The following is a 24,790-nucleotide window of genomic DNA, read 5'->3' as shown; positions in this document are numbered from 1 at the left end:
AGTCCTGCTGTTAGTTTATACCCGAACTACTTACATATGGATTTTTCAACTTTAATGTGGTAAAATATCAAAATGAGACGTTTGATAAAGCAAAGGAGTAATACATAGTATGAGTACTGAGAAAAAGCTTGTTATGGGCAATGAGGCGATCGGTCTGGGTGCTGTCCGGGCCGGTGTCAGGATGGTAACCGGTTATCCGGGAACGCCTTCCACCGAGATTCTGGAGACGATCGCAAAGCAGAATGACGGAAGTATCCATGTAGAATGGTCTACGAATGAAAAGGCGGCGATGGAAGTCGGGGCAGGGGCCGCATATGCGGGTGCGAGGACTCTTGTTACGATGAAGCAGGTCGGCTTAAATGTCGCATCTGATCCGCTGATGAGCCTTGCCTATGTGGGGGTTAAGGGCGGCATGGTCATCGTGTCTGCCGATGATCCGGGACCGATTTCCTCCCAGACGGAACAGGATACGAGACATTTTGCACAGTTTTCAAAACTGCCTGTATTCGACCCATCTTCACCGGAGGAGGCCTATCTGATGATAGCGGATGCTTTCGAGTATTCCGAGAAGTACCAGACACCGGTTCTGTTCCGCCCGACAACGAGAATCTGCCATGCCTGTGTGAGTATTGAACTTCTTCCGAAAATAGAAGTGCCAAAGCCCGAAGGGTTTATCAAGGATACGATGCGCTGGGTCATCTTCCCGCGGCTTTCTTATCAGAACCATATTAAAATAGAAGCAAGGAACGTGGAACTGTCAGAAGTATTCTCTTCCTATCCGATGAACCGGCTGAGAAAAGGAAGCGGAAGAAAGGGCGTTGTATCAGGCGGTGTGTCATATGCTTATACGAGTGAAGTGATAGACGGGAATATTCCGTTTTTGAAGATCGGTACACCTCATCCGTTCCCGGAACGGCTCGCGAAGGAGTTTCTGGAGGATTTGGATGAAGTGCTTGTACTGGAAGAACTGGACCCGGTAATCGAGAAAGAACTTCTCCAGATTGCGGGTAAGTACCATCTGGATGTAAAAATATGTGGAAAACTCACCCATGATACGAAGAATGCAGGGGAAAACAGTGTAGAAAGTATCCGCGGTGACCTGAATCGTTTTCTGGGGATTGAGGATGATAAGACAGAGGGGGGCGAGGAACTTGACAGGGCCCCGGCACTGCCGGTGAGACCGCCTGTATTGTGTGCAGGGTGTCCCCACAGAGCCTCTTTCTATGCCGTTAAGAAAGCGATGCGGGGCAAAAAGGCCGTATTCAGTGGAGATATCGGCTGCTATACGCTTGGAAATGCGAAGCCTCTTGATATGGTAGATACCTGCCTGTGCATGGGTGCAGATGTGACGATCGCCCAAGGGCTGCACATTATAGAACCGGATGCAGTGAATTTCTCGTTTATCGGGGACTCTACATTCTTTGCCTCCGGAATCACAGGAGTCGTGAATGCGGTTTATAACCAGACAGATATCGTGCTGGTTGTACTGGATAATTCCACAACGGCCATGACCGGACACCAGCCCCATCCGGGAACAGGAGTGACAATGATGGGAGATGTTGCGGCGAAGATCAGCATTGAAAATATTTTAAGAGGTATCGGACTGACATGGATCGAGACGGTTGATCCGCTTGATCTGGATAAAGCGGTGGATGCCGTGAAACGTTCTGCCGGAGAAAAAGGTGTGCGTGCCATCATATTCAAGTCACCGTGCATTGCCGTGTCAAAGCCCGGAACGTTATATGAAGTGAAACAGGATGCCTGTACGAAATGCAAGGTTTGTATCACACAGCTGGGCTGCCCGGCAATTGCAGTGAATGATGGTGCGGTCGTGATTGAACCGTCACTGTGCTATGGATGCGGCCTGTGCAGCCAGGTATGTCCGTCTGGTGCGATTGGGGAGGTAGAATGTAATGAATAAAAGTTGTTTACTATGCGGAGTCGGAGGACAGGGCGTTGTTCTGGCTTCCAAACTAATTGCCTTTGCGGCTATGGAACAGGGAAAGTTTGTACGTACAACCGAGACGATCGGAATGGCACAGCGCGGCGGTTCGGTCGTAAGCCATGTGCGGATGGGCGGAGAAATCCATTCCCCCTTAATCCCGATGAAAACTGCGGATATACTGCTGGCTTTTGAACCTGCAGAAGCGGTGCGCTGCCTTCCTTACCTGAAAGAAGGCGGCACAGTGATTGTAAGCAGTAAGGCAGTAAAGCCGGTTACAGATACACTGGGCGGAAGTACATATGAAGGGGAAGATATGATTCAGTATCTGAAGAAAAACGTAAGTAATCTGGCGATACTGGATGGGGAAGAACTCTGCCTTCAGGCAGGTTCCGCAAAGGTACTGAATGTCGCGCTGCTTGGGGCCGCTGCTGCAAGCGGGGCATTGGATATTTCTTCGGAAGAAATGGAAAAGGCGGTCACCAGCAATGTTAAGGAGCGTTTCCTGGAGATGAACAAAAAGGCACTGGCACTTGGAAAAGCGGCGTACGAACATGCTGACAGGCTATAAAGGAGAACAGACATGAGAATGACAGAATTACAGCTTGAGCTGATTAGAGAGAATCTGAAGCAGCTGACATCGAAGGACTGCTTTTATAAAGAAAAGTTTAAGGAGATCGACATTTCCAAAATCCAGACACAGGAGGATTTTGAAACACTGCCTTTTACATGGAAGGGAGATCTTCGTGAGGCATACCCGCTTGGACTCCAGGCGGTGCCGGATGAGGAAATCGTGCGGATACATTCTTCTTCAGGAACAACCGGCACACCGGTTATCATTCCTTATACAAAAAAGGACGTAGAAGACTGGGCAAAAATGTTTGCACGCTGTTATGAGATGGCTGGGATTACGGCACTCGACAGAATCCAGATTACACCGGGGTATGGTTTGTGGACGGCAGGGATCGGGTTTCAGGCAGGTGCGGAATATCTGGGAGCCATGACGATCCCAATGGGCCCGGGCAACACAGAAAAGCAGCTCCGGATGATGAAGGATATGAAGGCGACCGTCTTATGTGCCACATCCTCCTATGCACTGCTTCTTGCGGAAGAGATCGCAAAAAAAGGGATTTCGGATAAAATACACTTGAAAAAAGGTGTGATCGGTTCCGAACGCTGGGGCGAGAAGATGAGAAAACGCATCGCGGCAGAGCTGGGTGTACAACTGTATGACATTTACGGCCTGACTGAGGTCTATGGACCGGGAATCGCCATGAGCTGTGATTACGAATGCGGGATGCATTACTGGGATGATTACCTTTACTTTGAAATCGTGGACCCAAAGACTGGGAAAAATGTGCCTGACGGGGAAATTGGAGAACTGGCGATTACAACACTGCGCAAGCAGGGCGCCCCGCTTGTGCGTTACCGTACCCATGACCTGACACGCTTCATCCCGGGAGACTGCAAATGCGGTTCCAGATTCCCGAGGATCGATACCCTGATCGGAAGAACAGATGATATGGTAAAAGTCAAGGGTGTTAATATATTCCCGAGCCAGATCGAAGAGATGTTAAAGGATGTTCCGGAGGCGTCCAGCGAGTACCAGTTTATGCTGGATCATATGAATGGAAAAGATGTCTGTACCCTGTTTGTAGAGATCAACAAAAACGTAGATAAAAAGCAGGCAGAGGACGCTGTGAAAAAGGCGTTCAAGGCCAAAATCGGAATCACGGTCAACGTCATGCCGGTATCGATCGGGGACCTGCCGCGGAGTGAAAAGAAATCCACGAGGATATTCGACAACAGATATTGATAAATACTTAACAAGCGGCTTCAAAGGGGTCTGACCCCTTTGAAGAAATGAAAGGATTGTTATGAAATTCAGACCTTGTATTGACATTCATAATGGGAAAGTAAAACAGATTGTAGGGGGCAGCCTGAAGGACCAGGGGGACCGGGCCGTGACGAATTTTGCTTCTGAGCTGGATGCGGCATGGTATGCAAAGCTTTATGAGAAGGACGGACTGAAAGGCGGACATATTATTCTGCTGAATCCTGCGTCTTCCGAGTATTACGAGGCGACGAAGAAACAGGCGCTTAGTGCGTTGGAAGCGTATCCGGGAGGGATGCAGATCGGCGGGGGGATTACGGCTGAGAATGCGGCGGAGTATCTCCGCGCCGGTGCCAGCCATGTGATCGTGACATCTTATGTATTCCAGGACGGGCAGTTCCACAGGGAGAATCTGAAAAAACTGGTATCGGCAGTGGGAAAGGAACATGTTGTTCTGGATGTAAGCTGCCGCAGGAAAGATACTTCCTATTATATAGTGACAAACCGCTGGCAGACATTCACGGATGTGTGCCTGACGCCTGAGGTTCTGGAAGAACTGTCTGAATACTGTGATGAGTTTCTTGTACACGGCGTCGATGTGGAGGGAAAATCATCGGGGGTCGAGATGAATCTCGTACGTATGCTTGGAGAATGGGCGAAAATACCGGTTACCTACGCAGGGGGCATCGGCAGTATGGAGGATCTTGGGCAATTCCGCTCAGCATGCGGGGGAAAACTTGATTTTACGATCGGAAGCGCGCTGGACCTGTTCGGCGGAAAGATTCCGTACGATACACTGGTAAAGGTATGAATAAGTTATGAACAAATTGAACAAATCATTAATTTGTTGAATTCACTGGAAGATAGTGTTAGAATGAAGCTTAGAGTAAATTTAGACAAGGAGTAAATTACGGATTATGAGCTTAATAGAGAAAATTTTCGGAACACACAGCGAAAATGAATTAAAGCGTGTTTACCCGATTGTGGACCGGATAGAGTCATTAGAGCCAGAGATGGAGGCACTGTCCGATGCAGAATTAAAAGATAAGACCAGAGAATTCAAGAAACGTCTTGAAGATGGGGAGACAACTGATGATATCCTCCCGGAGGCTTATGCGGTTGTAAGAGAAGCTGCAAAGAGAAGCCTCGGAATGCGTCATTACCGCGTACAGCTTATCGGCGGTATCATTCTGCATCAGGGGCGTATTTCTGAGATGAAGACCGGTGAAGGTAAGACACTGGTTTCAACGCTTCCTGCATATCTGAACGCCCTGGTCGGGAAAGGCGTGCATATCGTAACAGTCAATGACTATCTTGCAAAACGTGATGCTGAATGGATGGGAAAGGTTCATGAATTCCTTGGACTGACGGTGGGAGTTGTCCTGAATTCTATGGATAATGATGAGCGCCGTGCGGCATACAACTGCGATATCACTTACGTAACGAATAATGAACTTGGTTTCGACTATCTGCGTGATAACATGGTTATTTATAAGGAACAGCTCGTTCAGCGCGGCCTTCATTTTGCCATCATCGATGAGGTCGACTCGGTTCTGATTGATGAGGCCAGAACACCTCTGATTATATCGGGCCAGAGCAGCAAGTCTACCAAACTGTATGAGGCATGCGATATTCTGGCACGCCAGCTTGAACGTGGTGAGGCAAGCGGTGAATTTTCCAAGATGAATGCCATCATGGGAGAGGACATCGAAGAGACTGGGGATTTCATTGTTAATGAAAAAGAAAAAGCCGTGAACCTGACAGAAGACGGTGTGAAGAAGGTAGAGAATTTCTTCCACATTGAGAACCTGGCAGACCCGGACAACCTTGAGATCCAGCATAACATCATCCTTGCACTGCGTGCACATAACCTGATGTTCCGTGATCAGGACTATGTTGTGACACCTGAGGGCGAGGTTATGATTGTTGATGAGTTTACCGGGCGTATTATGCCGGGACGCCGTTACTCAGACGGACTGCATCAGGCAATTGAGGCAAAGGAACATGTGAAGGTAAGAAGAGAGAGCAAGACCCTTGCAACTATTACATTCCAGAACCTGTTTAATAAGTATGAAAAGAAGAGCGGTATGACAGGTACGGCCCTCACAGAGGAGAAGGAGTTCCGTGATATTTACGGGATGGATGTTATCGAAATCCCGACCAACGAACCTGTTCAGAGAGTGGATCTGGAAGATGCCGTTTATAGTACGGAGAAAGAGAAATTCAAGGCAGTTGTCGAAGAAGTGAAAAAAGCACATGCGACAGGACAGCCGGTACTGGTCGGTACAATTACAATTGAGATTTCGGAACTGCTCAGCAAGATGCTGAAAAAAGAAGGCATCCAGCATAAAGTCCTGAACGCCAAATACCATGAACTCGAGGCCGAGATCGTGGCAGATGCCGGTGTACACGGTGCGGTGACCATTGCGACAAACATGGCAGGCCGTGGTACCGATATTAAGCTGGACGACAAAGCGAGGGAAGCGGGTGGACTGAAGATCATCGGAACGGAACGCCATGAGTCCAGACGTATTGACAACCAGCTGCGCGGACGTTCCGGACGTCAGGGAGACCCGGGAGAATCCCGTTTCTATATTTCCCTGCAGGACGACCTCATGCGCCTGTTTGGTTCGGAGAAGCTGATGAGTGTGTTCAGCACCCTCGGCGTGGAAGAAGGGGAGCAGATCGAACATAAGATGCTTTCCAGTGCTATCGAAAAGGCACAGAAGAAGATAGAGAATAACAACTTTGGTATCCGTAAAAACCTGTTGGAATATGACCAGGTTATGAACGAGCAGCGTGAGATCATTTACAGTGAGAGACGCCGTGTACTGGATGGGGAAAGCATGCGGGATACAATCTATAATATGATCACGGAATATGTTGAGAATTCTGTTGACCGTTTTATCTCGCCCGATGTAGATCCGGAAGAATGGGATTTGAAAGAACTTGATGTTGTGCTCCACGATGTGATCCCGCAGCTTCAGCTGCCTTCAGCAGAGGAAGCCCACGAGATGCAGCAGAAGGAATTGAAGCACCTTCTGAAGGAAAGAGCTGTCAAAGCTTACGAGGCAAAAGAGGCAGAATTCCCGGAGGCAGAGCATCTGCGTGAGATCGAGCGTGTGGTTCTTCTGAAAGTTATTGACGGAAGGTGGATGGACCATATTGATGATATGGACCAGCTCCGTCAGGGAATTGGACTCCAGGCTTACGGGCAGAGGGACCCCCTTGTAGAGTATAAGATGATGGGATATGATATGTTCGGTGAGATGACGAATTCCATCGCCGAGACAACGATCCGTACCCTGTTCCACATCCGTGTCGAGCAGAAGGTTGAGAGAGAACAGGTTGCCAAGGCAACAGGCACGAACAAGGACGAAAGCGCTGTACGTGCCCCGAAGAAGAGGGAAGAGAAGAAGATTTACCCGAATGACCCATGCCCGTGCGGAAGCGGTAAAAAGTACAAACAGTGCTGCGGACGAAGGTAATAAGAAAGTCAATTTATGAATCAGTTAATATAAGAGAATCTGTGTTTACAGATTCTCATTTAAGTAAGAAAGAGGTGATGAAGGTGGTTTTGTTAGACGAACTGAAAACAAGACTGAGTGCTTATGAAGAACCGCTGAAAGATTTGAGGGATTCACTTTGACTTAGCGTCAAAGAAAGAGCGGATCGAAGAACTGGAACGAAAGATTGAAGAACCTGGATTCTGGGATAACCCTGAGAAATCAAGCCATACAATGAAGCATTTAAAGGGGCTTCAGGATTCAGTCAAACAGATAGAAAAGCTGTATGCGGATTATGAGGATCTTGGGCTGCTCATCGAGATGAGTGAAGAGGATGCGGACAATGAGACCGTGAAAGGGATCGAGGAGGAACTCGGGCAGTTTGAAGAAGAGTTCGAGGAGCTGCGTATCCAGACACTTCTTACCGGTGAGTATGATAAAAGCAGTGCAATTGTGACGCTTCATGCCGGGGCAGGCGGGACGGAGTCATGTGACTGGGCAGGCATGCTGTATCGGATGTACAGCAGGTGGGCCGAGAAAAAGGGATTTTCTCTTGAAGTACTTGACTATCTGGACGGTGACGTGGCAGGCATCAAAGGCGTAACCTTTGAGGTAGAGGGAGAGAATGCATATGGGTATCTGCGCTCTGAGAAGGGTGTGCACCGTCTGGTACGAATTTCCCCGTTTAATGCGGCCGGAAAGCGCCAGACGTCGTTTGCGTCCTGTGATGTGATTCCGGATATAGAGGATGAGATTGATATCGAGATCAATGACGAGGATCTGCGGATTGACACATACCGTTCCGGCGGTGCGGGCGGACAGCATGTCAATAAGACATCATCTGCCGTCAGGATTACACATCTGCCGACCGGGATTGTAGTACAGTGCCAGAACGAGCGCTCCCAGCACATGAACAAGGATAAGGCAATGCAGATGTTAAAGGCAAAGCTGTATCTTTTAAAAGAGCAGGAGCAGGCGGAAAAGGTTTCTGATATCCGCGGTGAGATGAAGGAGATTGGCTTCGGGAGCCAGATCAGGTCCTATGTTATGCAGCCGTATACGCTGGTAAAAGACCACCGTACAAATACAGAAATCAGCAATGTAAGCGGTGTGCTTGACGGGAATATAGACCCGTTTATCAATGCATATCTGAGTGAGTGTTCAGGAGGGAAAAGGAGGAAGACATGGTAAATATAGCGGTTATGGGATACGGTACAGTTGGTTCGGGAGTCGTTGAGGTTATTAATACGAACGGTGAGCGCATCAACCAGAGAATCGGGGACGAATTAAATATTAAATATGTATTGGATTTGAGAGAGTTCCCGGGAGACCCAATCCAGGAGAAGCTGGTCCATGATTTTGATACAATCGTAAATGACCCGGACGTGCAGATCGTCGTGGAAGTCATGGGGGGCATCGAGCCTGCATACACATTTGTGAAGCGCTGCCTTCAGGCTGGAAAGAGTGTGGCTACATCCAACAAGGCCCTCGTGGCAAAACACGGGGCAGAGCTTTTGTCCATCGCAAGAGACAATAATATCAATTTCCTGTTTGAAGCAAGTGTGGGAGGCGGGATACCGATTATCAGGCCTCTGAATTCTTCCATGACAGCAGATGAGATCGAGGAAATCACAGGAATTTTAAATGGAACGACCAACTATATGCTTAGTAAGATGTTCTATGAAGGCGCCGATTATGATGAGGTGCTCAAAGAGGCACAGGACAAAGGGTATGCGGAGCGCAATCCGGAGGCGGATGTGGAAGGATTTGACGCATGCAGGAAGATTGCGATCCTATCCTCCCTGATCTCGGGGCAGCAGGTTGATTTCGAGGACATTTATACAGAAGGTATCACAAAGATTACGAAAGAAGATATGATGTATGCCAAATCACTCGGCATGACGATTAAACTTTTAGCCTCCAGCAAACGTGACGGGGATAATCTTCATGCAATTGTTGCGCCGTATATGCTCCAGAAAGAACATCCTCTTTACAATGTAAATGATGTATTCAACGCAATCTTCGTACATGGGAATGTACTGGGGGATGCCATGTTTTACGGAAGTGGGGCAGGAAAACTGCCGACAGCCAGTGCAGTCGTTGCGGATGTGGTAGACGAGGCAAAGCACCTGAACCGCAATATCATGACTATGTGGAAGAGTGACAAGTTAAAACTGCAGCCGATCGCAGATACAAGCAAGCGTTATTTCGTAAGAATAAAGGGTGATGCCGATGCGATGAAGGCACATCTGGAAAGTAAATTCGGACCTATAGAAATCGTAAAGGCAGAAGGGCTGGAAGGTGAATTCGGCTTCCTGACTGAGACGATGACAGAAGGTACTTATGAAAGAAATGCGGGAGAGTTTCCGAGTATTCTGCATATGATACGCGTAGAGGGCTAAAAAAGAAGGTTGAATAAAGACATGAAATATGTAATCGTATTGTGTGACGGCATGGCAGATGAGCCGATGGAAGAACTGGGCGGAAAGACTCCGCTTGAAACAGCTGCAACACCTAATCTGGACAGACTGGCGCCTTTGTCCGAGATCGGCATGGTCCGGACCGTGCCTGAGGGAATGTCTCCGGGAAGCGACACGGCGAATTTGTCTGTCATCGGATACAATCCGCGTGAATATTATACCGGAAGGTCTCCATTGGAGGCATTGAGCATCGGTGTGGATATGGAACAGACGGATGTTTCTTTCCGCTGTAATATCGTGACCCTGACAGAAGAGCAGGAGCGTTATGAGGACAGAGTGATTGTTGACCATAGTTCAGGAGAAATCAGCACGGAAGATGCAGCCGTGCTTGTTGAGGCGCTCAAGGAAGGCCTGAAAAGAGAAGGATACGAATTCTATGCAGGAACGAGCTACCGGCATCTCCTCATCTGGAAAAATGGCCAGGTAGTGGAACTGACGCCGCCCCATGATATTCTGACAAGGAGAATCGGGGACTATCTGCCCCAGGATCAGGTCCTGAGGGAAATGATGGAGAAAAGCTATGAGATTCTCTCCGTCCACCCGCTGAATCTGGAAAGAAAACGAAAAGGGCTGAATCCGGCAAATTCCGCATGGTTCTGGGGGGCCGGAACAAGACCGATGCTCCGTTCTTTTGAGGAAAAAAACGGGAAGAAGGGTGTTATGATATCGGCAGTAGACCTTCTGAAAGGCATCGCAGTCGGGGCATCTATGCACAATATTTCTGTGGAAGGGGCCAATGGCGGCCTTAACACAAATTATGCAGGAAAGGCGAAGGCAGCGGCTGATGCGCTGATTCAGGACGGTTATGATTTTGCATATATTCATATAGAAGCACCAGATGAGATGGGTCACCAGGGAAATCTGGCTAATAAGATTCTTTCCATTGAAAAGATAGATCATGATATCATAGGGCCGGCCGCCGGTATGCTGGAAGATGCGGGAGAAGACTTCCGTATGCTCGTCCTGCCGGACCACCCGACGCCAATCAGGGTGCGGACCCATACATCAGATCCGGTGCCTTATATGCTTTATGACAGCAGAAAGGCGGAACATACGGCAGATGCATATAATGAAGCAGAGGCTTCCGAAACCGGAATCCGTGAGGACGAAGGATATACGCTCATTGACCATCTCTTTGAAAAAAGGTAATACATCTTCATTGAGCTTGGAAGACATAGGAACTAGGAGGATAACATGCTGATAGTTAAGAAATTTGGGGGCAGTTCAGTTGCTGACAAGGAATGTATTTTCCGGGTGGCAGAACGCTGCATTGAGGATTATAGAAAGGGAAATGACATCATCGTAGTATTGTCGGCAATGGGCGATACAACAGATGAACTGATCGAGAAGGCGAAGATGATTACGCCGGAACCGTCCAAACGGGAGATGGATATGCTCCTCACAACCGGAGAACAGGTTTCCGTATCACTCATGGCAATGGCGATTAATTCGATGGGAGTACCCGCAGTATCCCTGAATGCCTTTCAGGTTGCAATGCACTGTACATCCACATATGGCAACGCCCGTTTTAAGCGGGTGGATGCGGAGCGTATCCGCCATGAACTGGACTACAAAAAGATTGTTATTGTTACCGGATTTCAGGGAATCAATAAATATGATGATTATGCGACTCTGGGCAGGGGCGGCTCCGACACGACGGCCGTGGCAATTGCCGCGGCACTTCATGCGGACGCCTGTGAAATATATACGGATGTGGACGGCGTATATACGGCCGATCCGAGAATCGTACCAAATGCGAGAAAACTGGATGCCATCAGCTATGACGAAATGCTGGAACTTGCGTCACTGGGGGCGAGGGTCCTGCACAACCGCTCCGTGGAGATGGCAAAGAAATACGGGGTACAGCTGGTAGTACGCTCCAGCCTGAACAGAGAAGAAGGAACGGTAGTCAAGGAGGTAGTTAAATTGGAAAAAATGTTGATCAGCGGGGTTGCATCTGATAAAAACACATCCAGAGTTTCTGTGATCGGTGTGGATGACAAACCGGGCGTTGCATTTAAAATATTCAATACACTGGCAAAAAAAGGAATCAATGTGGATATTATCCTGCAGTCTGTCGGACGTGAAGGAACGAAGGATATCTCATTTACGGTTGCCCAGGATGACCTGAAACATGCGATGGAGATTCTGGAGGAAAACAAAGAGGCACTGACGATTAAGGAAATAACGCATCAGGATACAGTCGCTAAAATTTCTATCGTAGGTGCAGGCATGATGAGCAATCCGGGTGTTGCTGCAAAAATGTTTGAGGCCTTGTTTAATGCGGGTGTGAATATCAATATGATTGCGACCTCGGAAGTACGTATTACAGTACTGATCGATGAAAAAGATGTAGAAAGAGCCATGATTGCAGTACATGACGGATTTGGTCTGGCTGACTAATTGGAAAATGTTAAGAGCGAATCGCCGGGAGTACCTACTTAAGGGAACCCCGGCGATTTTTGCGCATTGCAGCGGCGTACAGGAACCCCGTCACAGAATTTACATGGATTGAACACAATGTTTTGGTATTGTTAAACCAGATAACTTGAGGATGCTGTCAGGACGGCATGTGATTCTATAATTTTTAGGATAAGGGTTGATGGTGTATGGGACGGATACGAGGGCGGTTTAAGAGGCAGGTTCTGTTTCTGATTCTGGGTGTGATTGTGGTTTTAGTGGGACTGAGTGCCGGGATGTCTTTCTTGTTTCTGGAAGATATTTATATCTTCCAGAAAAAGGCGGCTCTAAAGGGGATGTACAGTAAATTAACAAAAATTGAGGGGGATTCGGTACCGGAAGGGATTTATCAGGATTCAGAGAGTGGGAACCTGTCGTGGATCATCATTACCGCGGGGCAGGAGGGTGACCATAACTTTGTAGGATATTCCCGGGACCCGGAAAAGCTCATGGATGTGGCTGAGAATGTACCTGGCAGACAGGCGGTATTTCAGAAGGCTGAGTATGTGATTGAGATGAACCGCAGCGCGGTTCATGACGGTTATCTGCAGCTAATCGGGCTGCGTGATGGAAGATGTGTGATTATTCAGAGCCCGCTTGAGAGTATGAGGGAAAGCGTGTCTCTTGCCAACCGGTTTTATATTGCTGTGGGCGGTGTTATCTGCCTGCTCAGCCTAATCTTTATTAATAAAGTTCTGAAGGTTAAGACACAGCCGATTATGGAACTTGTTGACGTGTCACAGCATGCGGCATCTCTGGATTTTGAACGGATGTACCTCGGACAATGCAATAATGAACTAGATGTACTCGGGGAGAATCTGAACAGGATGACGGGGACCCTGAAGAAGACGCTGGAACAACTGAGAGAATCAAATATTAAGCTTCAGGAATATCTGATGTTTAAAACGCAGGAAGAAGAGCGCAGGAGGCGTCTGGTCACGGATATTTCCCACGAATTGAAAACTCCGCTGGCATTGATCCAGGGTTATACAGAAGGGATTTCAGCGCTTGTAAAAGAGGACCCGGAAGCCTGTGATATGTACTGTGAGATCATAGCAGACGAGGTGCAAAAGACTGACCGTATACTGAAACGTCTGTTTCAGATGAACCAGCTGGAACATGATGACATAAAATATGAGACATTTGATGTGGCAGGACTTGTCTATAAAGCGATAGCAGAACAGGGTCCGGAGGCTGCCATAAGGGAGGCAAAGATTCTTTTTGCTCCGGATGGGCCTGTGTATGTGAGAAGTGATCCGGATAAGGTGGAAGAGGTAGTCCGGCAATATTTGTCCAATGCAATCCAATATGCAGAAGGAGAGAAGGAAATCCGGATTCAGGCAGAAAATGCTGGAGATTTCATCCGTGTATCCATATTTAATACCGGCAGCCGGATACCGGAGAGTGAATTAGAGGATATCTGGATTGAGTTTTACAAACAGGACAGGGCGCGCACCCGGGATGCCGGCCATGCGGGAATAGGACTGGCTATTGTAAAGACGATTATGGAGACACTTGGCGGAGAATATGGGGCGCAGAACAAGGAAGACGGCGTGGAATTCTGGTTTACTCTGGAACTTGTAAAAGGAATACAGGAATAGTCTAATTTTCCAGAATTTTATCTACAAGCCTCTTGTTATCGCTTGTCAATTGTCTGTATTTCAGTATCACATCGACTTCCCCGGAAGTCAGATAGAGTGTATCCTTCGTATCAGCTTCAGTTGCCGTTATGTAGGGACCTTTTCGCTCACGGATAATATCGTCATCGTAAGGCGAGATCGTCTGAAGGAACAGCATATCTAAGGAAACATGGAAAAGTTCTGCAAACCGTATGACGATACTCATCTCAGGTTCCCGTTTATTCGTTTCATAATTGGAGTACGCCTGTCTGGAGATATTGAGGCGGTCAGCAAGCTCCTGCTGTGTAAGATTGTATTTTTTTCTCAGTGTCTTCATGTTTTTAACAAGCTGTATGTTTGCCAAAGCCGCACCTCCATTTACAGGGATTGAAAATTCTTTGTAAATTATATAACGTTTCCCTGTAAATGGATATTCTATGCCGCAAAACGAATCAAAATGCCACAATGCCACGTTTAGTTGCAAATGCTAAGCGTGCTGTTATGATACTGGGAAGAGAATGTGACATCCTCCCCGAACCACAAAGGCGGTTGGAAGGTTTCTGCTGATTCAGTATCTGGAAATTCTACTTCCGCCAGAATCAGGGGGGCCAGATCCCCGCCAAAGATATCCAATTCGATTGTAAGATCTCCTTCCAGTGGAATCATATAACGGTCCTTTATGATCAGCCGTCCGTCGGTCTTTTCCTTAAGATGTTCATAAGCCTCAGCTGTAAGGGGGAGATTATACTCCTCCCGGACCATGTGCCCCTTGGACTTGTAAGTGAGGAAATAGCGATCATTATCCCGCCGTACCCTCACGACAGGTTCCCGGCAGAGATATCCCTGCTCAATATGCCGGCAGGGATATGAGGAAAATCCGGAGGGGAGGTCCTTTTCTTCTATTAAATACTTGCGTTCAATTTCCATTATAATAATCCTTTCCTAAAAATTATTTTATCTGTAGTTTCCAGATTTATACAGCTTCATCATAATACACTGCCGCCTAAAAGTAAATCATTGGCCCGCTGCATTTTTAAACACCGGTAATTGCATTTTCTCCCTGCTTTTGTTACACTGTTGTTCAGTAGGTATCAAAGCCCATTTATCTTGGTCGTCAAAGGAGGAGTTTTTATAATGAAGCGTGTCAGTGTTTTTCTTGCAGATGGTTTTGAAGAGATTGAAGGTCTTACGGTTGTTGATTTACTGAGAAGGGCGGGAGTGCATGTGGATACAGTATCTGTATCAGGCAGCCTCGTTATACATGGCGCCCACGGGATTGGTGTGAATGCGGATGTACTGTTTGGGAATATGGATTTTTCCGACGTGGATATGCTTGTACTTCCGGGCGGGATGCCGGGAACGGTTCACCTGCAGGAACACGCAGGACTCGAAGAGCTGCTGAAAGAATTTTATGAGAAACAGGCATATATCGCAGCTATTTGTGCCGCACCGAGCATACTTGGGGCATTGGGATTCCTGAAAGGCCGTACCGCATGCTCCTATCCTTCTATGGAGGGGACACTCACAGGTGCGGATGTGGTGAGAGAATCTGTGGCAGTGGATGGTCATATTATAACAAGCCGTGGGATGGGGACTGCCATTCCTTTTGCACTCACGCTGATCTCCATACTATGCGGACAGGAGAAAGCAGATGAAGTAAGTGAATCAGTCATATATGCATAAAAAAGCACGGCATAGCATATAAAGACGCCGGTATCTGCCGTAAAAAAAGACGGATGCCAGTGTAAAACAGCAGAATCATGACAAAAAAGTGACAGATATGAAAGTAAAATAGCATAAGGAGCCTTAAAAAGCCCAAGAACCCGTAAAAAGTACTGGAAATTTACGAACTTATGTGCTATACTGTTTCAATGACTGCGAGGGTATATTTTCAGAAGAAGAAATTCTGGAAGATACGGATTAGCGTTTGAATGGTACGAATCAAGGAGGAAAATAAAAAATGAGTTTACAGGTAGAGAATTTAGAACATAATATGGCGAAACTTACAATCGAAGTTCCGGCAGAAGATGTGGAGAAAGCACTCCAGGCAGCATACTTAAAACAGCGCAAGCAGATTAACTTGCCTGGGTTCCGTAAAGGGAAAGTCCCGAGACAGATGATTGAGAAGATGTACGGACCGGAAGTGTTCTATGATGAAGCAGCCAACAAGATGATCCCGGAAGCATACTCAAAAGCTTATGACGAGTGTGAACTGGAGCTGGTTTCCCAGCCTCAGATCGACGTTGTCCAGTTAGAGAAGGGCAAGCCGTTTATCTTCACAGCAGAAGTAGCAGTGAAGCCGGAAGTGACTCTTGGTGAATATAAAGGACTGACAGTAGATAAGGTATCTACAAGGGTTACAGCAAAAGAAGTTGACGAAGAGATCGAGAAAGAACGCGAACGCAATGCAAGAACTGTTGATGTAACAGACCGTGCAGTTGAAGACAAGGATCAGGTAACACTGGACTTTGAGGGATTCGTTGACGGAGAAGCATTCGAAGGCGGAAAGGGTGAGGATTACCCGCTGACAATCGGTTCCGGTTCTTTTATCCCGGGATTCGAAGAGCAGCTGATCGGCGCTGAGATTGACAAGGAAACAGAAGTAAAGGTGACATTCCCGGAAGATTACCAGGCAAAAGAACTGGCAGGGAAAGAAGCTGTTTTCAAATGTACCGTACATTCTATTAAGGCAAAAGAGATGCCTGAATTAGATGATGAATTTGCATCTGAAGTATCTGAGTGCGAGACACTGGATGATTACAAGGCAGAAGTAAAGAAGAACATCAAAGAGCGCAAAGAGCGTGAAGGAAAAGAACAAAAAGAGAACCAGGCAGTAGATAAAGCGATCGAGAATGCACAGATGGACATTCCGGAAGCTATGATTGATATGCAGGTAAGACAGATGGCAGATGACTTTGCACGCCGTATCCAGCAGCAGGGCCTGTCTGTTGAGCAGTACTTCCAGTTCACAGGAATGACAGAAGAGAAGATGATGGAAGAACTGAAGCCACAGGCTGAGAAACGCATCAAGACAAGACTTGTACTTGAGGCTGTTGTAAAAGCTGAGAACATTGAAGTATCAGATGAACGTCTGGAAGAAGAACTCCAGAAGATGGCTGAGTCATACCAGATGGAAGTTGATAAACTGAAAGAGTTTATGGGAGAGAATGAGAAGAACCAGATGAAGGAAGACATCGCTGTACAGGAAGCAGTTACACTGATTGCCGAGGCAGCAGTTGAGGCATAATCCTTTTAACGGAATTCAGGTTTGAGGGGAGATAACCCGGTGAGACTGCTGCACAGGTGTGGCAGATTTGATTCAAATTAATTAGGAGGGACATCGATGAGTTTAGTACCTTACGTCATTGAACAGACGAGCCGTGGAGAACGCTCCTACGACATTTATTCAAGATTATTAAAAGAGAGAATTATATTCCTTGGAGAAGAAGTGAATGATGTTTCAGCAAGTGTCATTATTGCACAGCTTCTTTTCCTCGAGGCAGATGATCCGGATAAGGATATACAGCTGTATATAAACAGTCCGGGAGGTTCTGTAACAGCAGGCATGGGGATTTATGATACAATGCAGTACATCAAGTGCGATGTATCTACAGTATGTGTCGGAATGGCGGCCAGCATGGGGGCATTCCTGCTTTCAGGCGGCCAGAAGGGCAAACGCTTTGCACTTCCGAATGCAGAGATTATGATCCACCAGCCTTCAGGCGGTGCACAGGGTCAGGCTACAGAAATCAAGATTGTTGCAGAGCATATCCTGAAGACCCGTGAAAAATTGAACACGATTCTGGCAGAGAATACAGGACAGAGCCTGGAAGTGATCAGGCGCGATACAGAGAGAGATAACTTTATGTCCGCCCAAGAGGCAAAGGAATATGGATTAATTGATGAAATACTTGCCAGACACTAATGGCAATATGAGGTGAAATGTAATATGGCAGGAAAAGTAAGTGATGATACAGTAAGATGTTCCTTCTGCAATAAGACCCAGTCACAGGTCCGCAAGCTGATTGCGGGCCCTAACGGAGCATATATCTGCGACGAATGCATCGATGTGTGTGCTGAGATTATTGAGGAAGAATTCGAATATGACGAAAGAAAAGAGTTCGATGACATCAATCTTCTGACACCGGAAGAGATGAAGACATTCCTTGATGAATATGTGATCGGACAGGATGAAGCCAAAAAGGTACTTTCAGTCGCTGTATATAATCATTACAAGCGGATTATGGCAGAACAGGACTTAGGGGTTGAACTGCAGAAGAGTAATATATTGATGCTGGGACCGACCGGCTGCGGTAAAACGCTGCTTGCCCAGACACTGGCCAAGATTCTGAATGTGCCGTTTGCCATCGCAGATGCGACGGCGCTTACGGAAGCAGGCTATGTAGGCGAGGATGTTGAGAATATCCTGCTGAAGGTGATTCAGGCTGCGGACGGGGACATTGAACGTGCGGAGCATGGAATCATTTATATAGACGAGATTGATAAGATTACGAGAAAATCAGAGAACCCGTCCATCACCCGTGATGTATCAGGGGAAGGTGTACAGCAGGCTCTTTTAAAGATTGTTGAGGGAACCGTGGCTTCTGTTCCGCCACAGGGCGGCAGGAAGCATCCTCATCAGGAACTGATCCAGATAGACACGACGAATATCCTGTTTATCTGCGGCGGTGCTTTTGAGGGGATTGACAAGATCATCGAGACACGTCTCGACAAGAAGTCAATCGGTTTTAATGCGGAGATCGCTTCCAAACATGAATATGATGTAGATGTACTGCTTCATCAGGTACTTCCGCAGGATCTGGTCAAATATGGCCTGATCCCGGAGCTTGTAGGCCGTCTGCCGGTGAATGTTTCACTGGATATGCTCGACGAGGAAGCATTGATCAGAATCCTGACAGAACCGAAGAGTGCGATTGTGAAGCAGTATCAGAAACTGCTTGAATTAGACGGGGTAAGGCTTGAATTTGATAAAGAAGCCCTGTATGCAATCGCAGAGACATCTCTTGCCAGAAAGACCGGGGCCAGAGGTCTCAGGGCGATTATGGAGAACATCATGATGGATACGATGTTTAAGGTGCCGTCTGATGATACGATCAAGGGATGCCGGATAACAAAAGAAGTAGTAAAAGGAACGGGAAGGCCATTGTATGAATGCGATGGAGAAGAACGCAGATCGTTCCTGAACTCAGTGAGCGCGTAAAGATTCGGGCGGGTGCAATGGAATGACCATGTATCCGCCCTTTTAGCATGTCTGATAAAAAGGCGGAAAGCTATTGAAACATTAAGAAAAGACATACAGGCAGGAGGAGACGTAATGAAAAGTGAGAGGCGAAGCCTTCCGATGGTTGCGCTGCGCGGCATGACAATTATGCCGGAGATGATTGTTCACTTTGATGTGAGCCGCCAGCGTTCCATAGCAGCTATTCAGGAGGCTATGGTAGAAGACCAGAAGATATTTATGGTAACACAGAAGGATATAGAGACAGAGAATCCCAAAAAGGAGGACCTGTTCGAAGTGGGGACAGTGGGGACGATCAAGCAGATCATCAAGCTGCCCAAGCATATTGTAAGAGTACTTGTTTCCGGAGAGACAAGGGGCATACTAAGCACAATCGAGTATGAGGATCCGTATATGCGCGCTGAGGTGGATGTCATTGATGAATCTGACATCACGATTCCCGAGGACCTGAACGGACAGGCGATGGAGCGCGGACTGAAGGATATGTTTGTTGACTTTGCGGCAAAGAACGGAAAGATGTCCAAGGAGGCTGTGGCACAGGTGCTGGAGATACAGGGACTGAAGAAGCTTGTAGATGAAATTGCTGCAAACACTCCCCTTTATTATACAGACCTGCAGGAAATCCTGAACGAGACGGATTTCTGGAAACGGTATGAGGCGCTTGCATTCAAACTGGTAAATGAAGTCCAGATCATGGATATCAAAGAAGAGATCCAGATGAAAGTAAAGGAAAGGGTCGATAAACACCAGAGGGAATATATTCTGAGGGAACAGTTAAAACTAATCCGTGAGGAACTCGGCGAGGATACAACGATATCCGATGCAGAAGAATTTGAAAAAGCGGCAAAAGCGCTGAAGGCGCCGAAGGAAGTAAAGGAAAAGCTGGAGAAGGAGATCGGCCGTTTCAAAAGCTCCCTGAACAGCCCTGCCGAGAGCGGTGTGATCAGGACCTATATCGAGACGCTGTTAGAAATGCCTTGGAATAAAGCAGTAAAAGACAGTAATAACATTGAGTTTGCACAGAAGGTGCTGGACGAGGACCATTACGGGCTGAATCAGGTAAAAGAGAGGATTCTGGAATTCCTCGCAGTGAGATCTCTCACGAAGAAGGGGGAAAGCCCGATCTTATGTCTGGCAGGACCGCCGGGAACAGGTAAGACGTCTATTGCAAAATCACTGGCAAGGGCCCTGAAGAAGCCATATGTAAGAATCTCTCTTGGAGGCGTGCGTGACGAGGCAGAGATCCGCGGGCACAGGAAGACGTACGTAGGGGCAATGCCGGGAAGAATAGCCAGTGCGATGAAGACTGCCGGCGCTAAGAACCCAATCATGCTTCTGGATGAGATCGACAAGGTAAGTACAGACTATAAGGGGGATACATTTTCCGCACTTTTGGAGGTGCTTGACAGTGAGCAGAACAGCAAGTTCCGTGACCATTATCTAGAAGTACCGCTGGATTTGTCGGAGGTTTTGTTTATCACAACCGCGAATACGCTTCAGACAATCCCGAGACCGCTTCTGGACCGGATGGAGGTCATCGAGGTCAGCAGCTATACAGAGAATGAAAAGCTGCACATTGCAGTGGAACACCTGATTCCAAAGCAGCTTGATAAACACGGCCTGAAGCCGGAACAGCTGACGTTCAGCAAGCATGCAATCTGGAAAATGGCACGTAACTACACAAAGGAAGCCGGCGTCAGACAGCTGGAAAGGGAAATTGGAAATGTCTGCCGAAAAGCGGCAAAAGAGATCCTGACAACACAGAAAAAGGGTATTGCGGTGACAGAGAAGAATATCCACAAGTATCTCGGAAAAGAAAAATATACGTACCAGATGGTCAATGCAACAGACGAAGTCGGTATTGTAAGGGGGCTTGCATGGACCAGCGTAGGCGGGGATACCCTACAGATCGAGGTCAATGTCATGCCGGGAAGCGGAGACATCATGCTGACCGGACAGCTCGGCGATGTGATGAAGGAATCCGCGCAGACTGGCATCAGCTATATCCGCTCAGTCAGCAGAGAGTACCAGATTGCAGATGACTTCTTTGAAAAGCATGATATCCACGTACATATCCCGGAGGGAGCAGTTCCGAAAGACGGCCCTTCAGCGGGTATTACGATGGCAACGGCTATGATTTCCGCGATTACCGGCCACAAAGTAAGGGCGGATCTGGCCATGACAGGTGAAGTGACACTGCGCGGAAGAGTCCTTCCGATCGGAGGGCTGAAGGAGAAGCTGCTCGCTGCAAAGAATGCCGGAATCAAGACGGTCCTGATCCCGAAGGAGAATGTGGCAGACGTGGAAGAATTGTCTTCAGAAATTACGAAGGGACTGGAAATTCTTCCGGCAGAACATATGAATGAAGTATTAAAGACAGCCCTGTTGGCAGAAGACGGACAGGAAGACAGGAGAGATATATGATAATCAGAAGTATCAATTTGGAGACAGTCTGCGGGATCACAAGCGTACTGCCGGACAATGACAAGCCTGAGATTGCATTTGCAGGTAAATCCAATGTCGGGAAGTCCTCCCTGATCAACGCCCTGATGAACAGGAAATCCTACGCAAGGATTTCCCAGACACCGGGAAAAACGCAGACAATCAATTTTTATAACATCAATGAGGAGATGTATCTTGTAGATCTTCCGGGATACGGGTATGCGAAAGTATCAGAGAAGGAAAAGGCTCAGTGGGGAAAGCTGATTGAAAGATATCTTCATGGTTCCAGCCAGCTGCGTGCGGTATTCCTGCTGATCGATATCCGCCATGAGCCATCTTCGAATGATAAAATGATGTACCGCTGGATTGTGGAGCAGGGATTTGCTCCGGTTATAATTGCCACGAAGCTGGACAAACTAAAGAGAAGCCAGATACAGAAACATGTCAAAATGGTAAGAGAAGGGCTGGATCTGGTTCCGGGAACAAAAATTATTCCTTTTTCCTCCGTTACCAAACAGGGCAGAGATGAAATCTGGGAATTCGTTGAAACGGAGTATTTGGACAGACAAGAGGTGGAATAAGTATGGAGAAAAAAAGGCCTTACTGGCAGGTAGCTGTAAGCCTTATCTTCAGCCTGATAGCAACAGCTGCGTTTGTAATAATCGGAATCAAGGCGATTGGTTTCCTGATGCCGTTTGTAATAGGCTGGATCATTTCTGCGATCGCCACACCGCTGGTCAACTGGCTGGAGAAGCGGTTAAAGATTGTAAAAAAACTGGGGTCAGCTCTGATCGTTATCGTTGTGCTGGCACTCATCGTGCTGGTTCTGTATTTTGCCATCAGCCGTATAACAGCAGAGATCGGGGACCTGGTCAAGAATTTTCCGGAACTGTACGCACAATTGGAACAGGGACTGCGGCAGATAGGGGATACACTGTCCGGTGCATTTTCCAGACTTCCGGAAGGTATTCAGAACGGCTGGAACACAGTTGTGCTGAATCTGGATGAATATATGGGAAACCTGGTATCAAAAATCAGCCAGCCGACAGTGACTGCGGCGGGTAATTTTGCCAAGAGCCTTCCTTCCTGGCTGATTTCTTTTATTGTGGCCATTATGTCGGCATATTTCTTTACTGTACAGAGAGAGGAAGTCATAAGCTGGCTGAAGAAGGTATCGCCTCCGTCTGTTGAAAAGAGGATGAGTCTGGTCATGGACAATCTGAAATTTGCGGTGGGGGGATACTTCAAGGCGCAGTTCAAAATCATGGGAGTTGTGTTCCTGATACTTTTTGCAGGTTTTGCGGTTCTCGGTGTCCATTATTCCGTGCTGGTGGCATTTTTGATTGCATTTCTTGACTTTCTCCCGTTTTTCGGGACAGGGACAGCCATGATTCCCTGGGCGCTTTATAAGGTCCTGACAGGGGATTATAAGACAACGGTAATGCTCCTTGTCATCTATGCAGTGACCCAGCTCGTGCGCCAGCTTCTGCAGCCGAAACTGGTCGGGGACAGCATGGGGATGAACCCTCTTGTAACGCTGCTTCTGCTTTATATCGGCTATAAAGTAAGCAGTGTACTGGGAATGATCCTTGCCGTTCCGATCGGCATGGTGCTGATTAACATGTGCCAGGCGGGCGCGTTTGATTATATTCTTGACGATGTGAGAACTCTTGTAGAAGGGATACTGGGACTCAGAGAGACCGATTAAAAAAATACCGCAGAATGAAGTTCATTTTCATTTTGCGGTATTTTTGTATGTCAGGATTTCTTATTCTTCCAGAGCCGGTGCATGAACAACATCAGCCAGACAGGAAGTATGATACCTTTTATAATACTGGATATGGTAATACTCCACCAGATTCCGTTCAGTTTCAACACAGTTGCAGAGAGCAAGACTGCCAGGGGGATACGCAGCAGATTGAACGTGATCCCGGTGAGGGAAGGCGGCATGGATTTGCCGAGTCCCTGAAAGGTTCCTGCAGAGGCAGCCTCTGTACACATGAAAAGCTGGGACAGTGCAAGGATACGGAGGTAATCGACGCCCATCGGTATGACATCCGGCTCTGATATGAAGAGGCGGAACAAAAATTCAGGGAAGAGCAGCAGTGCAAGTGTGGTGAATACACCCCAGATTCCCATAATCCTTAGTGCCGTAAAATAGCCTTTCCGGACTCTTTCATTTTTTCCGGCCCCGTAATTCTGGGCCGTGAATGCATTGACCGAACTTCCGAACCCTTCCGCGGTCATCCATGAGATAGATTCGATCTGGCTGCCGACCTTCTGTACTGCCACGGCTGCATCGCCCCATCCCGCGATCAGTCTTGCTATGATCATCGAGATGGCTGTGAAGAAAATATTCTGTACGGCAGCAGGCAGACCGATCAGCAGAATCTCTTTGATATAACGGAAATCAGGCCGGTGGAAAATCTTAACCTTTGAAAAAATGACAGGGTCTTTTCGAATCCGCATGATATAGATCACAAATACAATAACCTGTGCGAATACCGTTGCAATGGCGGCTCCCTTTACACCCAGTACAGGAAGCGGGCCAGGGCCGAAGATGAGGATCGGATCCAGAACCAGATTAATGAGGAGCCCTGTCGTTGTAGACCAAAATGTGGTGATACTGTTGCCCATCGCAGTCAGCAGTCCGGTCAGGATCTGGTTGATAAAGTTAAAAACAATGGCTCCACATGTAATGATCAGATACCATTGTGCATTGCGGATGACCTCCGGGCTGTTCAGCCGGAAGAAGGCGACAAGCGGCACATGAAAAACAATAGAAACGGCACCGTACAGAAGCCCCAGAATAAGGCCCATCCAAAGCGCGGCAGATGCATAGCGTACAGCCTCTTCATTCTTACCCGCACCCAGCGACTGGGCGGTCAGGACCTGTCCCCCCATGCGGGCAAGCATAGTAAAACCGGCCGAAAGCCATATATACATGCCGGCAGCCCCCACTGCGGCAACGGCATTGCTTCCCAGGCGCCCGATCCAGAGCATGTCCGTCAGGTTATAAGCCATCTGGATCAGCGAAGTCCCCATAATCGGGAGCGCGAGCCGGGCAAGTGAGCCAGCGATCGGCCCGTTCAGTAAATCAACATTTTTTCTCACTGTAGTAAATCCCCCTAAATAATAAATATTGGTTATTGCGAATAACATTATAACACCATATATCCAGATAAGCATAGCTTTCCCCAAAAAGATTTTGTATAATAAAAATAGAAACAGAAAAATCAGTAACGGA

The 24,790-nt window shown here is 47.5% G+C and carries 20 protein-coding genes; 17 read left to right on the top strand and 3 right to left on the bottom strand.

The window, feature by feature from the left end:
* The first annotated feature begins 109 nt into the window (after positions 1-109).
* The 10 genes from iorA to A8806_RS02185 all read left to right on the top strand — a co-directional run bounded on the left by iorA (position 110) and on the right by A8806_RS02185 (position 13,823).
* Complete coding sequence (gene iorA, locus A8806_RS02230) at positions 110-1,921, top strand: indolepyruvate ferredoxin oxidoreductase subunit alpha (protein ID WP_109729521.1); 1,812 nt, start codon at positions 110-112, stop codon at positions 1,919-1,921.
* Entirely contained in the window at positions 1,914-2,513 is a 600-nt protein-coding gene (locus A8806_RS02225) for an indolepyruvate oxidoreductase subunit beta (RefSeq protein WP_109729520.1), read from the top strand. Before iorA ends, A8806_RS02225 begins: the two co-directional genes overlap by 8 nt.
* 12 nt (positions 2,514-2,525) lie before the next feature.
* Positions 2,526-3,758 (top strand): phenylacetate--CoA ligase family protein, encoded by a 1,233-nt coding sequence (locus A8806_RS02220; protein ID WP_109729519.1) that lies wholly within the window; start codon positions 2,526-2,528, stop codon positions 3,756-3,758.
* Positions 3,759-3,819: 61 nt separating this feature from the next.
* Positions 3,820-4,587 (top strand): phosphoribosylformimino-5-aminoimidazole carboxamide ribotide isomerase, encoded by a 768-nt coding sequence (gene hisA / locus A8806_RS02215; RefSeq protein ID WP_109729518.1) that lies wholly within the window; start codon positions 3,820-3,822, stop codon positions 4,585-4,587.
* A 106-nt stretch (positions 4,588-4,693) separates the two neighbouring features.
* The gene (secA, locus tag A8806_RS02210) at positions 4,694-7,264 is read left to right on the top strand and encodes a preprotein translocase subunit SecA (RefSeq protein ID WP_109729517.1); all 2,571 of its coding nucleotides are present in this window, start codon (positions 4,694-4,696) and stop codon (positions 7,262-7,264) included.
* 83 nt (positions 7,265-7,347) lie between these two features.
* Positions 7,348-8,473, top strand: a protein-coding gene (gene prfB / locus A8806_RS02205) for a peptide chain release factor 2 (RefSeq protein WP_109729843.1) whose coding sequence is annotated in 2 segments (ribosomal slippage) — positions 7,348-7,422 and positions 7,424-8,473 — 1,125 coding nt in all. Because the reading frame shifts where the segments join, the coding sequence is not laid out codon by codon here.
* The gene (locus A8806_RS02200; protein WP_109729516.1) at positions 8,467-9,684 is read left to right on the top strand and encodes a homoserine dehydrogenase; all 1,218 of its coding nucleotides are present in this window, start codon (positions 8,467-8,469) and stop codon (positions 9,682-9,684) included. The genes prfB and A8806_RS02200 overlap by 7 nt, the downstream gene beginning before the upstream one ends.
* A 21-nt stretch (positions 9,685-9,705) precedes the next feature.
* Positions 9,706-10,911: a cofactor-independent phosphoglycerate mutase gene (locus A8806_RS02195; RefSeq protein WP_109729515.1), complete on the top strand. Its 1,206-nt coding sequence runs from the start codon at positions 9,706-9,708 to the stop codon at positions 10,909-10,911.
* 45 nt (positions 10,912-10,956) lie between these two features.
* Positions 10,957-12,165 carry an aspartate kinase gene (locus A8806_RS02190; protein ID WP_109729514.1) on the top strand — a complete coding sequence of 403 codons (1,209 nt, stop codon included), beginning with the start codon at positions 10,957-10,959 and terminating at the stop codon, positions 12,163-12,165.
* Between the two features lie 206 nt (positions 12,166-12,371).
* Positions 12,372-13,823: a HAMP domain-containing sensor histidine kinase gene (locus tag A8806_RS02185; protein WP_109729513.1), complete on the top strand. Its 1,452-nt coding sequence runs from the start codon at positions 12,372-12,374 to the stop codon at positions 13,821-13,823.
* Between the two features lies 1 nt (position 13,824).
* Here the strand turns inward: A8806_RS02185 and A8806_RS02180 are convergent, their stop codons facing one another.
* Positions 13,825-14,205 carry a helix-turn-helix transcriptional regulator gene (locus A8806_RS02180; protein ID WP_109729512.1) on the bottom strand — a complete coding sequence of 127 codons (381 nt, stop codon included), beginning with the start codon at positions 14,203-14,205 and terminating at the stop codon, positions 13,825-13,827.
* Positions 14,206-14,315: 110 nt separating this feature from the next.
* Entirely contained in the window at positions 14,316-14,768 is a 453-nt protein-coding gene (locus A8806_RS02175; RefSeq protein WP_109729511.1) for a CYTH domain-containing protein, read from the bottom strand.
* 207 nt (positions 14,769-14,975) lie between these two features.
* On the opposite strand from A8806_RS02175, the gene A8806_RS02170 reads away from it, so the two are divergent.
* From A8806_RS02170 to ytvI, 7 genes are all read left to right on the top strand, one after another.
* Positions 14,976-15,524 (top strand): DJ-1 family glyoxalase III, encoded by a 549-nt coding sequence (locus A8806_RS02170; protein WP_109729510.1) that lies wholly within the window; start codon positions 14,976-14,978, stop codon positions 15,522-15,524.
* Positions 15,525-15,801: 277 nt separating this feature from the next.
* Positions 15,802-17,088, top strand: coding sequence for a trigger factor (gene tig / locus A8806_RS02165; protein WP_109729509.1), 1,287 nt, complete (start codon positions 15,802-15,804; stop codon positions 17,086-17,088).
* Positions 17,089-17,184: 96 nt separating this feature from the next.
* Positions 17,185-17,766 carry an ATP-dependent Clp endopeptidase proteolytic subunit ClpP gene (clpP, locus tag A8806_RS02160; protein WP_109729508.1) on the top strand — a complete coding sequence of 194 codons (582 nt, stop codon included), beginning with the start codon at positions 17,185-17,187 and terminating at the stop codon, positions 17,764-17,766.
* Between the two features lie 24 nt (positions 17,767-17,790).
* Positions 17,791-19,062 carry an ATP-dependent Clp protease ATP-binding subunit ClpX gene (clpX, locus tag A8806_RS02155; protein ID WP_109729507.1) on the top strand — a complete coding sequence of 424 codons (1,272 nt, stop codon included), beginning with the start codon at positions 17,791-17,793 and terminating at the stop codon, positions 19,060-19,062.
* Between the two features lie 114 nt (positions 19,063-19,176).
* Complete coding sequence (gene lon, locus A8806_RS02150; RefSeq protein WP_109729506.1) at positions 19,177-21,525, top strand: endopeptidase La; 2,349 nt, start codon at positions 19,177-19,179, stop codon at positions 21,523-21,525.
* Positions 21,522-22,124, top strand: coding sequence for a ribosome biogenesis GTP-binding protein YihA/YsxC (gene yihA, locus A8806_RS02145; RefSeq protein ID WP_109729505.1), 603 nt, complete (start codon positions 21,522-21,524; stop codon positions 22,122-22,124). The genes lon and yihA overlap by 4 nt, the downstream gene beginning before the upstream one ends.
* Before the next feature lie 2 nt (positions 22,125-22,126).
* Positions 22,127-23,251, top strand: coding sequence for a sporulation integral membrane protein YtvI (ytvI, locus tag A8806_RS02140; protein WP_109729504.1), 1,125 nt, complete (start codon positions 22,127-22,129; stop codon positions 23,249-23,251).
* A 50-nt stretch (positions 23,252-23,301) separates the two neighbouring features.
* Here ytvI and A8806_RS02135 read toward each other — a convergent pair whose 3' ends face one another.
* Positions 23,302-24,657 (bottom strand): MATE family efflux transporter, encoded by a 1,356-nt coding sequence (locus A8806_RS02135; protein ID WP_109729842.1) that lies wholly within the window; start codon positions 24,655-24,657, stop codon positions 23,302-23,304.
* Positions 24,658-24,790: the final 133 nt, after the last annotated feature.

The organism is Faecalicatena orotica, assembly GCF_003149245.1.
Classification (GTDB): Bacteria; Bacillota; Clostridia; order Lachnospirales; family Lachnospiraceae; genus Faecalicatena_A; species Faecalicatena_A orotica.
Note: the sequence above shows the minus strand (reverse complement) of the source record. Positions and strands in the feature narration are given on the sequence as shown.